This is a genomic window from Paractinoplanes rhizophilus (assembly GCF_042664765.1).
Lineage (GTDB): Bacteria > Actinomycetota > Actinomycetes > Mycobacteriales > Micromonosporaceae > Actinoplanes > Actinoplanes rhizophilus.
This window is the reverse complement of the sequence record NZ_JBHTBJ010000014.1, coordinates 116,502-130,222: the sequence shown is the minus strand read 5'-3', so window position 1 is coordinate 130,222 and position 13,721 is coordinate 116,502. Positions and strand designations below refer to the sequence as shown.

Sequence of the window (13,721 nt, the reverse complement as noted above, 5' to 3'; positions counted from 1 at the left end):
TACAGCCGTACGCGCCGGGGCCCGATCGCCCGCCGTGATAAATGCATCGCGCGTTTCCGCCGGTGGGACATAGAGTCTCGCGGTGCTCACCGTGTTCCTGCCCCCGCGGCTGGGAACATCGTTCCGCTGGCTGCTCGCCTCGTCGTGGGTCACCAACCTCGGCGACGGCATCGCGATCGCGGCCGGCCCGCTGCTGGTCGCCTCGCTCACCCGCGACCCGTTCCTGATCTCGCTGGCGGCGCTGCTGAGCTGGGCGCCGCCGCTGGCGTTCGGCCTGCTCGCCGGGGTGCTCTCGGACCGGCACGACCGGCGGCGGATCGTGATGATCGCCGACGGCAGCCGGGCGGTCGTGCTCGCCGCGCTGATCGCGGCGTTGGCCACCGGCCACCTGACGGCGGCCGGGGCGCTGGTCGCGCTGGGCCTGCTGGCGACCGCCGAGGTCTTCGCCGACAACACGGCCTCGACGCTGACCCCGATGATGGTGCCGCGGGACGACCTGGCGCTGGCCAACTCGCGGCTGCAGTTCGGCTTCCTGACGCTCAACCAGCTGGCCGGGCCGCCGCTGGGCGCCGTGCTGTTCGCCGTCGGGCACGCGTGGCCGTTCGCCGGGCAGGCGGTGCTGGTCGCGGCCGGGGTGCTGCTGGTCTCGCGGATCCGCGTCGGGGCGGCCGAGGTGCCGGAGCGCGGCAACGCCGTACGCGAGATCAGGGAAGGCCTGGCGTGGACCTTGCGCCATCCCGCGGTGCGCACGCTGGTCCTGACGATTTTGATCTTCAACGTCACGTTCGGGGCGGCCTGGTCGGTGCTGGTGCTGTACTCCTCCGATCGGCTGGGCCTGGGCGCGATCGGGTTCGGCCTGCTCACCACGGCCTCGGCGGTCGGCGGCATCGTCGGCACCAGCCTCTACGGCTGGATCACCGCGCGGGTGAGCCTCGGCAACGTGATGCGCGCCGGACTGATCATCGAGACCCTCACCCACCTGGCGCTGGCCCTGACCACCTCGCCCGCCGTCGCGCTGGGGATCTTCTTCGTCTTCGGCGCGCACGCGTTCATCTGGGGCACCACCTCGATCACGATCCGCCAGCGCGCGGTCCCGGCCCACCTGCAGGGCCGGGTGAGCGCGGTCAACACGCTGGGCGTCTTCGGCGGCCTGGTGGTCGGCTCGGCGATCGGCGGCACGCTGGCCACCCACTTCGGCGTGACGGCGCCGTTCTGGTTCGCCTTCGCCGGCTCGGCCGTCTTCGTGGTGCTGCTGTGGCCGCAGCTGACCCGTATCGCCCACTCCGACGCGTGATTCAACTGGGCTTTCAACCGTAAGGTTGACGAAGCGATCGCGGCGGGCCTAGGGTCTCTTTCAACCTTGGAGTTGAAACGGGGGCCAGGATGACCACGGACACGCTGTCCCGAGTCTTCGCCGCCCTCGCCGACCCGACCCGGCGCGACATGGTGGCCCGGCTCGCCGACGGCGACGCCACCGCGAATCAGCTGGCCGAGCCGTATCGGATGACGCTCCAGGCGGTGTACAAGCATGTGCGGGTGCTCGAGGACGCCGGGCTGGTGAGCCGGCCACCGGGGCCGCAGCCCCGGGCCGTACACCTGGAAATTGATGCTCTTGATCTGTTGGACACGTGGATCGAGCGCCATCGGGTCCGGGTCGAGCGGCGCTACCGGCGACTCGACGCCCTGCTGGCATCCATGGACGGGGACGACAATGACCACGAACGGCGAAGCGGTCGTCGAGGCCGACCCGAAGCTGCCGGTGATCCGGATCATGCGTGACTTCGCGGCCACGCCCGCGCAGTTGTTCCGCGCGCACACCGATCCCGCCCTGTTCGCCCGGTGGATCGGTCCCGACGCGCTGACCACCCGGATCGATCATTGGGACGCACGCACCGGCGGCAGTTGGCGGTACGCCTCGGGGGCCTACTGGTTCCACGGCTGCTTCCACGACGTGCGGCCCGGCCGCATCGTGCAGACCTTCACGTACGAGGGCAATCCCGACGCGGTCGCGCTGGAGACCCTGTGGTTCGAGGATCGGGGCCACGGCCGCGCGCGGCTACGGACACAATCGCTGGTCGACAGCTTCGAGAGCCGCGACGCCTGGTTGCGCTCGGACATGAAGACCGGCATCAACCAGGGGTACGCCAAACTCGAGAGGATGATCATCGATGGCACTGTCTGAGGACCCGGCCGGCCGCCACCGGCAGATCGCCGGCCTGTTCGCCGAGCGGGTGCACGGCGCCCGCGACTGGGACGCGCCGGCGCCCGTCCCCGGCTGGGCCGCTCGCGACGTGGTGCGCCACCTGACCGAGTGGTTCCCCAGCTTCCTCTCCGCCGGCGCCGGCATCGACCTGCCTCGCGGCCCGTCGGTGGACGAGGACCCGGTGGCGGCGTGGCGGGTCCATGCCGACGCCGTGCAGGCGGTCCTGGACGACCCGGAGACACCGGACCGCAAGCTCACCAACCCGCACATCGGCAGCCTGCCCCTGGACGCGGCGATCGACCAGTTCTACACGTCGGACATCTTCATGCACACCTGGGACCTGGCCCGCGCGACCGGCCAGGACGACCGGCTCGACCCCGACTTCTGCGCCCTGCTCCTAGCCGGGATGGAGCCGTTGGAGGAGGTCATCCGCTCGTCCGGGCAGTACGGCCCCCGGGTCGAGGTGCCCGCGGACGCGGACGTGCAGACGCGGTTGCTGGGCTTCATCGGGCGAGACCCGTTCTGGGCGGGCCGCTAAGGTTCGTCCTAGTTCGAGGAGGAACGCATGACCGCAGACCAAGCACCCCTGCCCCCCGGCGTCGAAGTCATCGCGACCCTGCCGGCCGCGACCGAGTCGATCCCGGGCGGCGCCGAGGCCCGGACCATCCGGGTCACGCTGGCGCCCGGCGACCCCGGTGCGCCGCCGCATCGGCATCCCGGGCCGGTCTTCGGCTACGTGACCGAGGGCGAGATCCTCTTCGAGCTGGAGGGGCAGGCGCCGCGGGTGCTCAAGGCCGGCGAGGCCCTGTACGAGCCGGGCGGCGATGTGATTCATTACCAGGCCGCCAACAACCTCCCGGACGCGCGATCGCAGCTGGTGGTGACCATGTTCGCGCCGCCCGGAACCCCGATTTTGACCGTGGTCGGCGCGGCGGAGCTGGCCGAGCGAAGCCATCTGCGCGTCTCGGCATAAGGCGGGGCGGTGAGACAGGCCGGACCGGTGCCGGACGGCGGTCAGCGGGGCGGCAGCAGCCGGCGCACCCGCTCGGCCGCCTCGTCGTCGTTGACCTTGGCATAGGTGTCGGCGGCCGCGATCCACAGGTCCTCGGCCGCGCGGTCCTCGCCCCGCAGCGCCGCCGTGTGGCCGAGCTTCTCCCACAGCACGGCGGTGAGCCACACGTCGCTGACCTGCTCGGCCAGCACGCGGCTGCGCTCGTAGTACGTCTCGGCGGTGCGCGGGTCCCCGAGGTCGTCGTGCAACTCGCCGAGGCTGCACAGGGTGTATCGCTGCATCGCGTCGTGCAGGTCCTGCTGGATGGCCAGGGCGTCGGTGAGGCAGCGCCCGGCGTCGGTGTAGCGGCCGGTCCGGCGGTACGCCTCGCCGAGGTTGTGCAGCACCGAGGCCCGGTCGGCCGGGCCGCCGGACCGCTGCGCGAGGGTCAGCGCCTGCTGGTAGCAGTCGATCGCCTCGTCGGCCCGGCCGATCTCGTCGAAGGCGTTGCCGAGGTTGTCCAGCAGCACGATCTCGCCGGCGTGGTCGCCCATGGCGCGCCGCAACTCGCGGGCCTGCCGGTAGCGGTCGATCGCGGCGGGGTAGTCGCGGCGCTGCCAATGGGCCACGCCGAGGTTGTTGAGCATCCAGGCCTGGCCCTCGAGGTCGCCGGCCCGGCGGGCGGCGGCGAGCGCGACCTCGTGGGCGCGGATCCAGTCGTCCAGGTGCTTGCCGAGGTAGAAGTAGCTCCACAGGGCCGCGGCGAGCCGCCAGGCGATCGACACGGCGCCGGTGTCGGCGGCGATCGACACGGCGGCGGTGAGCGCGCCGTACTCGGCGGTGGTCCACGCGATGGCGTCGGCCCGGTTGCGGAACGGGGGCGCGACGCCGGCCAGCTCGGGCTCGACGGTCACGTGCCGGTGATGCGGGTCGATCACCCGGTCGGCGGCCACCGCGACGGCCAGGTACCACCGCAGGATCCGGGTCGTCGCGGCCGAACGCTGCCCGGCCGGGCTGTCCGCACGCGCCCGTTCGCTGGCGTATACCCGGAGCAGGTCGTGGAAGCTATAGCGGCCGGGCGACGGCTGCAGCAACAGGTGCTCGTCCACCAGGGCCTCGAGAATCGTTCCGGCCCCTCGCACGCCGGTCAGCTCCCCCGCGGTGGCCGCGGTGAAACTGTCTCCCGGGTGCAGCGACAGCAGCCGGAACACCAGTCGATGGTCCTCGGGGAGGGCGTCGTAGGAGAGCTGGAAGGCGGCGCGGACGCTGCGGTCACCGGCCGCGAACTGGTCGAGGGCCTCGTCGCTGTCGCGCAGCCGGTGCTCGAGGTCGGCGATCGACCAGGCCGGGCGGGACTGCAGGCGGCGGCCGGCCAGCGCCACTGCGAGAGGCAGATTTCCGCAGCGCCGGGCCGTCTCGGCGGTGCCGGCCGGATCGGCGGCGATCCGGACGGCACCGGCCACCCGGGCCAGCAGATCGGCCGACTCCCGGGTCGAGAACGGATTGACGCGTACGGCATGAGCACCGTCGAGGGCGAGCGAGCGGCGGCTGGTGACCAGCACCAGGCAGGTGCCGGACGCGGGCAGCAGGCTCGTCACCTGGCTGCCGTCGGCCGCGTCGTCCAGCAGCAGCAGCGTACGCGTGCCGTGCAGCCGGTCGCGGTACATCGTGGCGCGGGCGTCGGGGTCGCCGGGGATCTCGCGGCCGTCCACCCCGAGCGAGCGCAGCAGGGTTTCGAGTGCGGCGGCGGGCTCGGTGGGCGTCTGATCGACGGTGTAGCCGCGCAGCGGGAGAAAGAGGAAGGCGTCGTACCGGCCCGCCTCGGCCAGGGCGTGGGCGACGTGGACGGCCAGCCGGGTCTTGCCCACTCCGGCCATGCCCTCAATGACGGCGACCTGGGGCGCGCCGGGGCTCTCCTCGCCGGCCAGCCCGATCAGGAACCGGACGTGCTCGTCGCGGCCGGTGAACTCGGGGAGGTCGGCGGGGAGCTGGTGCGGCGCCTCGGCGTGCTCGCTTTTAACGCCGGCCGGGCCGTCGGCGCCGGCGGTGCCGGCGGCCCGCCAGGATGCTCGCCAATCGTCGAGCGCCGCCCGGATCTCCTCGGGCGACGCGTCCCGGGCGCGCAGGCAGGCGGTCACGAACGCCTCGACGAACTCCAGCCGGGGCAGCTCCGGGCGGCGCAGCACGGACGACACCGTGCTGGGCGGCAGGGCGGGCACTTCGTGGCCGGAGACCGCGCGAACTGTCCCGCCGAGCTGCCGGAGGCGGCGCAGCGACGGCTGTCCCGCCCAGCGGCGCAGTTCCTTCAGGCTCTCGACGAACGCGCCCTCCGAGCCTTCGGCCACGAACCCGAGGCTACCAACGCCCGTCGATGCGCCGTCCGCCTGTCCCGATCCGTCCCGATCCGTTCGAGTCCTTGCCGCACACGGGGCGCCGGCCGTTGTCTGGGGCTCCGGAAACACTTGGGGGGTGAGGCACATGCGATCCATCGCGAGGTGGGTGGGCATGCTGGGCGCGCTGGTGGCCACCGCGGGGGTGGTCGCCGTGGCGCCGTCGCCGGCGTTCGCGGCGAGCGGCCGGGTGGCCGTGGTCGACCAGCGGCACGGCATCCAGATGTTCAACCTGGCCAACAGCAGCTGGAACGGCCGGGCGCCGCTGTGGTCGTTCAACCGCTCCGGGCGCGCCTGGAGCAACCTGTCCGACGTGCGGTTCCGGTCGTACGGCGGCCGCAACACAGTCCTGGTGACCGCGTCCGGCGGCATGGCGGCGACGGTCGACTACGCCACACGGCGGGTCACCTGGTCGCAGAACGTGGGTGGCAATCCGCATTCGATGGAGCTGCTGCCCAGCGGCGCGGTCGTGATCGCGTCGTCGGCCGGGCGGCTGACCGCGTACGGCAAGGGCCGGCACACGCCGCATTCGGTCTCCTTCGCCAACGCGCACGCCGTGCTGTGGAACGCCGCGACGCATCGGCTCTGGGCCCTGGGCGGCACCCGGCTGTGCAGCTTCGCCGTCACCGGCACCGCGACGTCGCCGCGGCTGACCGGCCGGTCCTGCGTCGCCGTCCCGTCCGGCGCGCACGATCTGTCGCCGGTCTACGGCAGCTCGACCCGGCTGTGGTTCAGCACCCACAGCCATGTGTACCGGTACGACATCAGCCGCGGCACCCGGAGCCGGGCGCCCGGCTACATCGACGAGGCGTCCATCAAGAGCGTCGGCAACCAGCCGGGCGGGCTCGTCATCACCAGCCAGGCGACCCACGGCAACAGTGACGGGACGTGGGGCACCGGCAACGTGTGGCTGTACCGGCAGAACGGCTCGTACGCCGGCAACCGCTACCGCGCCGGGGCGGCGATCTACAAGGCCCGGCCGGTGGTGTGGGAACGCCGCTGACCCGGGCCGTACCCGAGGGGGGTGCTGCTGCCGTCCGCCGGGACGGCAGCAGCACGGGTCACAACGGGAAGCGGCCGGCCCGCCAGCGCCAATGGCGGCCGGCCTTCAGGTGGTCGACGACCGCGCGCTGCAGGGCCGTGCGGCGCGGCAACTGGTCGAGCGGCGTGGTCAGGCTGCGGAACACGAAACGCAGCACCTCGACGTCGGCGTCCAGGCCTTCCGGCTCCTCGTACGGCTCCAGCTCGAACCTCCGCTGGAACCGGACGATGTTGGAGTCCTCGGGCAGGTACTCCCGCAGCTGCGGGTCGAGCAGCCACGAGCCGCAGGAGAACGACGTGTACCGCTCGTCGGGGAAGTGCCGCGGGAAGAACGCCCGGCCCACGTCGAGCGACGCGTCGATCGCTTCCGGGCTCAGCGGTCCGGACTCGGGGATGTGCAGGCTGATCGCGGTGTCGCCGCGGTGGTGCTGCAGCCGGCCCAGCTCGTAGAGGCCGCCACGCGCGTGCAGGGTCAGCCAGCTCTGCATGACCGGCCAGCCCTCGCGGTTCATCCGCCGGTCGATCGCCAGGTTGCGGCCCAGGTCCGAGAGGGTCGTCCAGGACACGTCGTCGGGGATGCCGTGCGCACGGTGGTACTCGCGGGCGACGTCGACCAGCGCGAGGTACGCGTACACGTACAGGTGCCGCCACGCCTCGCCGCGATCGCGCGGCAGCTCCGGGCCCGGCGACAGCCAGGCGTATCCCCCGAGGTCGGCGCGAACCAGGGCGATCGACCGGTCGAGCAGCCAGCGCAGCTCCGGGGTCCACAGCGGCGAGCCGGCATCGGGCCAGCCCGCCATGATCTCGGCGGCGTCGTCCGGCCGCACCGCGAGCCGGTCGAGGATCGCCGGCGCGTCGGCCTTGGCGGGCAGCGGGGCCGACGGCCGGTCGCCGGCGAGCCGGTGCACGCGGGCGACCTCCTCGGCGGGCACGCCGAGCCGGGAGGCGATGTCATCCAGGTCCACCCGGCGACCCTACCGGCCGCCGAGATCATGACTCAATCGTCCACCACCTGGATGATCGTCTTGCCGGGCCGCCGCCGGCGGCGGGCGACCGCCGCGGGCGTCTCGGCGAGCGGCAGCACGCCACCGACGATCGGGTCGAGCCGCCCGGCCCGGACCCGCCCGGCGAGGTCGGCCAGCCGGACCCGGTCGGGCTCGACGATGAAGAAGATCGCTCGCCCGTCCCGGGGCGGCACCGGAGGCGGCATCGCGACGCTGACCAGCGTGCCGCCCGGGCGCACCAGCTCCGCCGATCGCTCGAGGATCCGGCCGCCGGCGACGTCGAGCACCACGTCGACCTCGCCGGCCCGCGACAGGTCGTCGGCATCCAGGTCGAGGAAGGCCTCGGCGCCGAGGCCCAGCACGGTGTCCCGGTCGTCGGCGCGGCCGGTGCCGATCACGCGAGCGCCCACGTCGCGCGCGAGTTGGACGGCGATCGACCCGACGCCGCCGGCCGCGCCGTGCACGAGGACGGTCTGCCCGGTCGCGAGGCGGGCATGGTCGAACAGCGCCTGCCACGCGGTCAGGCCGGAGATCGGCAGCGCGGCGGCCACGGTGTGGTCGATCCCGGCCGGCAGGGGCACGAGGTTGCGCGCCTCCACCGCGGTGTACTCGGCCAGGGAGCCGTTGCGGGCCCAGTCGGTCAGCCCGAACACTCGCTGACCCACGGTCAGGCCGGTGGTGCCGGGGCCGAGCGCGGCCACGGTGCCGGACAGCTCGTGCCCGGGGATGCTGGGCGCCCGGTCGCGGCCCGCGCGATCGACCCAGGTCGCCGGCCAGTCGAGCTCGCCGGGGGTGAAACCGGCGGCGTGCACCCGGACGATGACGTCGTTCTCGGCCGCGTACGGATACGGCATCTCGGTGAGCGTGAGACCGCCGACACCCGCCTCGCGGTCCGGCGCGATGATCGCCCGCATCAGCTCGGCCAGGGCGAGCCGACGATGCGCTCGACCGTTGTCGGCGGGCGGAAGCCCGGGGCGAAGTGCTTGAGGACGTCGGCGTTCACCGTGCCGATCGTAGTCTCCGGCCGGTCCTTGAGTCCGTCGAAGTACGCACGCGGGAACTCGTTCTTGAATTTTTCCCGGGGGTGAGCGGCGAGGATCTCCTCCACCCGATCGCGGTCGAGGCCGTCCAGGCCGAAGCCGACCACGTCGGTCAGGACGCCGAAGTAGGTGGCCGCGATCTCGGCCGCCATCCGCCCCGGTATGCCGGGCGTGGTGTGCAGCGCGATCGCCGTCCAGACCCGCTCGGCCGCGGCCGCCGGGAAGCCGCGCTCCAGGAGGAACTTGCGCGCGTGATCGGCGCCGTCGAGCTCGAAGCGCTGCTCCTCGTCGGAGAATGGGGTCAGCAGACCGCTGTCGTGGAAGATGGCCGCCAGGTAGAGCAGCTCCGGATCGGGTTCCAGGCCGAGCGCGCGGGCGTGCATCAGGCCGAAGAAGAAGATCCGGCGGGAGTGGTGGTAGATGAGCGGGCTGGTGGTGTCCCGGATCAGCGTGGTCGCCTCGGCAACCGCCGCCGTCCCGGGAATCTCCAGCCCCGCGATGACCTCTGACATGACCACCATGCTGCCCGCCCGCCGGCGTGCGGCGCCGCCCTCCTCCGGCCACTGAACCCTCAAATACGGACACCGACGACAATTGTGCTGCGTCCCGTCTGCCAATTGCCGATGGCGACGGACCAGCGATTCGCCATGGGTATTCGACGATCTCGACCACCCTGGACCCAAATGGGTGATCTTTGTGTCGGAGTTCGGGCGATATCGCGGAGGCACCGTCCCCGGGCTACCGGCAGCCCGGGCAGCAATTGATCAAATATGGACGACCTTTCGCGTACGGCCACCGTACTGTTACCGTCAGTTGTCGTCATCGGCGAGCGAAGAGCGAGCAAGCCCATGCTGCTTGTGCCTCAGATCCCACGTAACGACTGCCTGTTCTGCCGGGTCTACGCGGCGGATGATCAGGAATTGCCGTGGTATGACCGTCCCTTGATAAGGCAGGGCGAAGTAGGCGTTGCCGTCTGCGCGGTAGGCGCATTCGTACCAGGCTACGTACTGATCTCACCCGCCCAGCACGAAAGTTCCGTGCAAGCTCTCGCAACCGAGGCCGCACCGGGTTTCTTGACCTTCGTGGACCACGTGGTGGAGGCCGTAGAACGAATGTACGGACCGAGCACTCTGTTCGAGCACGGCTCGTGCCGCGCCGAGGAACGACGGCGATCGGCGTGCATTACCCACTCCCACCTCCATGTCGTGCCTGGGGCATACTCGTTCAACCTGTTGGGGCTTCCCGTTCGGTCTCTTGGAACCTTGGCCGACCTCGTGAACGTACCTTCTACGGAAAGAGCGGACGGCTATCTGATGTACCGCGAGCCAGGTGGCTTGGTGCAATACGCGCCCGACGCCGGCATCTCACAGTACTTCCGCCGTCACATCGCACGGATGCTCGGTCGCCCGGAAGATTGGGACTATGCGGTCTTTCCACAGTGGGAGAACGTCCGAGCCACGCTGGACAGTTTCCGGCGTTCGCCGGCCGTGACGATGCCCCTCACCGAGCCCGCCTAGCAGATTGCAGCCGATCTCATGCGTCTGAAACAACGCGAATTGCCCGAGCAGTTGACCTTTTGGAATTCCTGGCACCGGGAGCGTGGAGCGAGCGGTGAGGACGATGTGCATCGCGAACTCCGCGGACTGTTCCTCGACGCCCTTCCGGACCGATCCGAAGTGTTGGATCTCGGTTGCGGCCAAGGCCATGATTTGCGAGCGATGGCAGAAGCGGGTCACCGGGTCGCCGGCCTGGACTTCTCGCCCGTAGCTATACGGCAGGCCCGGAAGCGGGTCTACGGATGGCGATTTTCCAAGCGCTGGAAAAACGATCTTCTGGTCCATGACATCGCAGCCGGGCTCCCGTTCGGGGACGGCCGTTTCGGCGGCGTGTACTCGCATTTGGCTCTGCACTACTTCCGCGACGACGTCACCCGGAAGATCTTCGCGGAGATCGGGCGCGTGCTGCGCCCCGGCGGCCTGCTGGTTTTCAGTGTGAAGTCGACTGACGACCCCTACTACGGGGACGGCGAGCAGCTGGACGAGCACATCTTCAGCAGAAAGGGCCACGTTCGGCATTTCTTCGACGACGGTTACGTCAAGGATCTCCTCGACGGTTGGATTCTGGAGTCGAAATCCAGCCGTCGCGGTCGTTACGCGTGCTCGGAACCAAGTGCCTTCATTCGCGCAGTGGCCCGAAAGGCGTCATGACGAAACGACAATGACCGGAACGAGGTGGGTGTGCACGGGATTGACGGCCGCTCAATCGACGCGCTCGTGGAACGAAGTCTTGATCTCCTGAGGCGCACCTACCATCCCGGGACGAGTGGCGACGGGGGTTGGTACCACCGGTTGGACGCCGCGATACCCGGGCCGTCGGCCACAGCTACCGGGATGAGCAGTTTCCTTCTGCACGGCCGCCCCTTCGAGCATGAGCAACAATGCCTTCGGTTCCTGCAAAGACGCCAGATCCGGTCCGATGATCCGCTGCTCGACGGAGGCTGGGCAGTCAACACAAGTGCCGGGCAACCCGTGACGGAGGCGACCGCTCTGGTGGCGCGCCTCCTCGCGTGTACCGGAACCCTCCTCATGCCCGCGTCGCCAGACGCGCAACGTGCCACGACCTGGCTGGTCAACAACCAGAACCAGGACGGTGGCTGGGGGTCGTTCCGGGGCCAGGAGTCGAGGGTCTGGCTGACCGCGATGGCCGTACGCGCGCTCGGCGAACTCGACCCTCGGACACCAGCGATCGTCGGGGGCGCGAAGTGGCTGGTCGGAGCGCGCGACTCCGCCTCGCACGCATGGGGCGAGCTGCCTCGGCACGCCGCCACAGTGACGCATACGTCATACGTGCTGACGGCGTTGGCCGATAGCGGTTTGACGGCCTCCGACCGTACGACCGCCGACGCCGTGTCCGCGGGCTTCAACTGGCTGACCAGCAACCTCAACCCGGCACGGGTGCACGACGATCACGCGCGGCTGGAGATTTACAACGTGACGCGCATGGATGCGAACGGGTCCGTGACCATGTGGGAGAACACGATCTGGCATCACGGCCTGCCCTTCGCCCTGTCCGCGCTCGTGCGCCAGGCCGGCACCGTGCGATTCGATCTCGTTGCCAGCGCCGTGCACACGATCGCCGCGACCCAGATGGACGACGGACGCTGGCCCAGCGTGGACAGCTCAGCTGCCTTCTCAGTCTGGACCGTGTGGCCGTTCCTCGAGGCACTTGCCGATGTGAAGAAGAGTCTGCCGCTGCGCAGTGGACAAGTTCTTACGCCGTTGTCCGCCCAGGCCGCCGTCATCCAGGGCGGCATCGATCTTGACGTGGCGCCGCAGCGATTGCTCGGCCTCGTCCGGTGGCGTGCGCGAAAGGAGTGGGTGCGGCGAAACTGGGCGACGGCGGCGATCGCACTCTTGCTCGCCGGCGGAACGGCGTTCGTCGCGACCGGCGTGTTCGAGGCGCAGGAAGTCGGCTTCGGCCTGGTCGTGCCCATCGTGCTTTTGGGCATCCAGGTGGCGATGACGGGACGCAAGTCATTCAAGCAGTAGGGCAGCGACCGCCTCGATCGCCTCCTGACGGCCTTTCACCACCACCGTTGCGTGGTAGCGCAACCATGGGCGCTGTTCAAGGCCCGTGTCGCCTACCCACACAACGGAGGGGATGTGCCACAGGTAGGCGTAGGTCAACTCACATGTACAGCCAATGTAGTTGCGGTTCCTGATCGACATGTCCATCAGAACCCCGTCGGACCGTCGCAGCAACCCTAGATCGGACTCCACCAGCCGAGCCGGATCGCCGGTTGCCGAGTGGTTCCGGACAGCGCGCATCCAGACGTCGACGGGATCGGTCATCTGGAGGCCGCATTCCTGTAGATCGGCTGCGACCACCTGTGCATCGGCGAGTACGTCGGCTCGATGCAGACCATCGACGGCTCGAGCAAAATAGACGAGCGGCGCAACCATCCCGGCTACCTCACGCTTTCGCTGGAAGTTGTGAACAATGATGCGTTCACGTCAGGGCGGCGCGGTGTCCGATGACGGAGTCGAATTCCCCGCGTCGAGAGGCGCCGAAGCGGCGAGCAGCCCGCCGCTGGTGCATAGCATTACGGGGTGAGCCGAGAGGTCGAGCAGCTGAACCGGCGGCTGCTGCGCGCCCGCGACGCCATCGACCGGGCCTATGCCGAGCCGCTCGACGTGCGGGCGATCGCGGCGGTCGCGCACCTGTCGCGGGCCCACTTCAGCCGGTGCTTCCGGGCGACGTTCGGCGAGACGCCGCATCGGTATCTGCAGCGGCGGCGGATCGAGCGCTCGATGTTCCTGCTGCGCGAGACCGGTCGCAGCGTGACCGACGTCTGCTCCGAGGTGGGCTTCACCAGCCTCGGTACCTTCAGCCGGACGTTCCGGCGGATCGTCGGGGCGACCCCGTCGGACTACCGCCGCGGGAACGGACCGGTGGTCGTGCCCGGCTGCGTCCAGATGGCCAACACCCGGCCGCGGGCCGCGCGCGAGCACGACGCCGGCGAGCGCGGCGAGAAGGGGGCCGAGCAGAGCGAGCGATCGAGCAGTTTTGGAGAAGCGACCGTGGCGGCCGGTTCCCTAGCCTGACGAGCATGGCGAAGGAGAGCGCGAAATGATCACGAAACTGAACGTCACCTCCATCTACGTCCTCGACAAGGACGAGGCGCTGGAGTTCTACGTCGACAAGCTCGGGCTCGAGAAGGGCAACGACGTGACGCAGGGCGAGTACCGCTGGCTTACCGTCCGGGTCCCGGGCGACGGCGGCACCGAGATCTCCCTGGAGCAGCCGGGCGCCCCGCTGCACGACGAGGCGACCGCCGAGCAGCTTCGCGAGCTGGTCGCGAAGGGCGCCCTGAACGGCCTGGTCCTCAACACCGACGACGTCCGGGGACTGTACGAGAAGCTGACGGCGGCCGGGTTCACCGACTTCACGCAGGAGCCCACCGACCACTTCTACGGCACCGACATGGGCCTGCGCGACCCGTCCGGCAACGCCATCCGGATCCTGCAGCAGGGCAACGTAAGCTGACACCGT

General features: G+C 70.3%; 16 protein-coding genes. 11 read left to right on the top strand and 5 right to left on the bottom strand.

The window, feature by feature from the left end; translation table 11 throughout:
- The first annotated feature begins 82 nt into the window (after positions 1-82).
- From ACFQS1_RS20575 to ACFQS1_RS20555, 5 genes are all read left to right on the top strand, one after another.
- On the top strand, positions 83-1,294 hold the full coding sequence (locus ACFQS1_RS20575) for an MFS transporter (protein WP_378970663.1): 1,212 nt from the start codon (positions 83-85) through the stop codon (positions 1,292-1,294).
- An 89-nt stretch (positions 1,295-1,383) separates the two neighbouring features.
- A complete protein-coding gene (locus ACFQS1_RS20570; RefSeq protein WP_378970661.1) occupies positions 1,384-1,779 on the top strand; it encodes an ArsR/SmtB family transcription factor in 396 nt (131 codons plus the stop codon).
- A complete protein-coding gene (locus tag ACFQS1_RS20565) occupies positions 1,712-2,182 on the top strand; it encodes an SRPBCC domain-containing protein (RefSeq protein WP_378970659.1) in 471 nt (156 codons plus the stop codon). The genes ACFQS1_RS20570 and ACFQS1_RS20565 overlap by 68 nt, the downstream gene beginning before the upstream one ends.
- Positions 2,169-2,741 (top strand): TIGR03086 family metal-binding protein, encoded by a 573-nt coding sequence (locus ACFQS1_RS20560; protein WP_378970657.1) that lies wholly within the window; start codon positions 2,169-2,171, stop codon positions 2,739-2,741. The genes ACFQS1_RS20565 and ACFQS1_RS20560 overlap by 14 nt, the downstream gene beginning before the upstream one ends.
- A 27-nt stretch (positions 2,742-2,768) precedes the next feature.
- Entirely contained in the window at positions 2,769-3,176 is a 408-nt protein-coding gene (locus tag ACFQS1_RS20555) for a cupin domain-containing protein (RefSeq protein WP_378970655.1), read from the top strand.
- Between the two features lie 41 nt (positions 3,177-3,217).
- Here ACFQS1_RS20555 and ACFQS1_RS20550 read toward each other — a convergent pair whose 3' ends face one another.
- Positions 3,218-5,539 (bottom strand): ATP-binding protein, encoded by a 2,322-nt coding sequence (locus ACFQS1_RS20550; protein WP_378970652.1) that lies wholly within the window; start codon positions 5,537-5,539, stop codon positions 3,218-3,220.
- 133 nt (positions 5,540-5,672) lie between these two features.
- Here ACFQS1_RS20550 and ACFQS1_RS20545 point away from each other — a divergent pair, with 133 nt between their 5' ends.
- Positions 5,673-6,587, top strand: a complete 915-nt coding sequence (locus ACFQS1_RS20545; RefSeq protein WP_378970650.1) for a DUF6528 family protein — start codon at positions 5,673-5,675, stop codon at positions 6,585-6,587.
- Between the two features lie 58 nt (positions 6,588-6,645).
- On the opposite strand, the gene ACFQS1_RS20540 is transcribed toward ACFQS1_RS20545, so the two are convergent.
- The 3 genes from ACFQS1_RS20540 to ACFQS1_RS20530 are packed head-to-tail and all read right to left on the bottom strand — an operon-like array spanning position 6,646 to position 9,181.
- Positions 6,646-7,590: an acyltransferase domain-containing protein gene (locus ACFQS1_RS20540; protein ID WP_378970648.1), complete on the bottom strand. Its 945-nt coding sequence runs from the start codon at positions 7,588-7,590 to the stop codon at positions 6,646-6,648.
- A gap of 32 nt (positions 7,591-7,622) precedes the next feature.
- Positions 7,623-8,543 (bottom strand): NADP-dependent oxidoreductase, encoded by a 921-nt coding sequence (locus tag ACFQS1_RS20535; RefSeq protein WP_378970646.1) that lies wholly within the window; start codon positions 8,541-8,543, stop codon positions 7,623-7,625.
- Entirely contained in the window at positions 8,543-9,181 is a 639-nt protein-coding gene (locus ACFQS1_RS20530) for an HD domain-containing protein (RefSeq protein WP_378970644.1), read from the bottom strand. Before ACFQS1_RS20530 ends, ACFQS1_RS20535 begins: the two co-directional genes overlap by 1 nt.
- Before the next feature lie 258 nt (positions 9,182-9,439).
- Between ACFQS1_RS20530 and ACFQS1_RS20525 the strand changes: the two genes are divergently transcribed.
- The 3 genes from ACFQS1_RS20525 to ACFQS1_RS20515 all read left to right on the top strand — a co-directional run bounded on the left by ACFQS1_RS20525 (position 9,440) and on the right by ACFQS1_RS20515 (position 12,217).
- Positions 9,440-10,186, top strand: coding sequence for an HIT family protein (locus ACFQS1_RS20525; RefSeq protein WP_378970642.1), 747 nt, complete (start codon positions 9,440-9,442; stop codon positions 10,184-10,186).
- An 18-nt stretch (positions 10,187-10,204) separates the two neighbouring features.
- Positions 10,205-10,876: a class I SAM-dependent methyltransferase gene (locus tag ACFQS1_RS20520; protein WP_378970640.1), complete on the top strand. Its 672-nt coding sequence runs from the start codon at positions 10,205-10,207 to the stop codon at positions 10,874-10,876.
- Positions 10,877-11,059: 183 nt separating this feature from the next.
- Positions 11,060-12,217: a prenyltransferase/squalene oxidase repeat-containing protein gene (locus ACFQS1_RS20515; protein WP_378970638.1), complete on the top strand. Its 1,158-nt coding sequence runs from the start codon at positions 11,060-11,062 to the stop codon at positions 12,215-12,217.
- On the opposite strand, the gene ACFQS1_RS20510 is transcribed toward ACFQS1_RS20515, so the two are convergent.
- Positions 12,203-12,631, bottom strand: a complete 429-nt coding sequence (locus ACFQS1_RS20510) for a hypothetical protein (protein ID WP_378970635.1) — start codon at positions 12,629-12,631, stop codon at positions 12,203-12,205. The genes ACFQS1_RS20515 and ACFQS1_RS20510 overlap by 15 nt on opposite strands.
- Positions 12,632-12,778: 147 nt before the next feature.
- Here ACFQS1_RS20510 and ACFQS1_RS20505 point away from each other — a divergent pair, with 147 nt between their 5' ends.
- Complete coding sequence (locus ACFQS1_RS20505) at positions 12,779-13,273, top strand: helix-turn-helix domain-containing protein (RefSeq protein ID WP_378970633.1); 495 nt, start codon at positions 12,779-12,781, stop codon at positions 13,271-13,273.
- A gap of 25 nt (positions 13,274-13,298) precedes the next feature.
- Positions 13,299-13,715, top strand: coding sequence for a VOC family protein (locus ACFQS1_RS20500; protein WP_378970631.1), 417 nt, complete (start codon positions 13,299-13,301; stop codon positions 13,713-13,715).
- Positions 13,716-13,721: the final 6 nt, after the last annotated feature.

Bases quoted from the DNA above. Each gene is read 5' to 3' on its own strand.
- ACFQS1_RS20570 (WP_378970661.1), top strand. From the start codon at position 1,384: ATGACCACGGACACGCTGTCCCGAGTCTTCGCCGCCCTCGCCGACCCG.
- ACFQS1_RS20565 (WP_378970659.1), top strand. From the start codon at position 1,712: ATGACCACGAACGGCGAAGCGGTCGTCGAGGCCGACCCGAAGCTGCCG.
- ACFQS1_RS20560 (WP_378970657.1), top strand. From the start codon at position 2,169: ATGGCACTGTCTGAGGACCCGGCCGGCCGCCACCGGCAGATCGCCGGC.
- ACFQS1_RS20555 (WP_378970655.1), top strand. From the start codon at position 2,769: ATGACCGCAGACCAAGCACCCCTGCCCCCCGGCGTCGAAGTCATCGCG.
- ACFQS1_RS20545 (WP_378970650.1), top strand. From the start codon at position 5,673: ATGCGATCCATCGCGAGGTGGGTGGGCATGCTGGGCGCGCTGGTGGCC.
- ACFQS1_RS20535 (WP_378970646.1), bottom strand. From the start codon at position 8,543: ATGCGGGCGATCATCGCGCCGGACCGCGAGGCGGGTGTCGGCGGTCTC.
- ACFQS1_RS20530 (WP_378970644.1), bottom strand. From the start codon at position 9,181: ATGTCAGAGGTCATCGCGGGGCTGGAGATTCCCGGGACGGCGGCGGTT.
- ACFQS1_RS20525 (WP_378970642.1), top strand. From the start codon at position 9,440: ATGGACGACCTTTCGCGTACGGCCACCGTACTGTTACCGTCAGTTGTC.
- ACFQS1_RS20520 (WP_378970640.1), top strand. From the start codon at position 10,205: ATGCGTCTGAAACAACGCGAATTGCCCGAGCAGTTGACCTTTTGGAAT.
- ACFQS1_RS20515 (WP_378970638.1), top strand. From the start codon at position 11,060: ATGAGCAGTTTCCTTCTGCACGGCCGCCCCTTCGAGCATGAGCAACAA.
- ACFQS1_RS20510 (WP_378970635.1), bottom strand. From the start codon at position 12,631: ATGGTTGCGCCGCTCGTCTATTTTGCTCGAGCCGTCGATGGTCTGCAT.
- ACFQS1_RS20500 (WP_378970631.1), top strand. From the start codon at position 13,299: ATGATCACGAAACTGAACGTCACCTCCATCTACGTCCTCGACAAGGAC.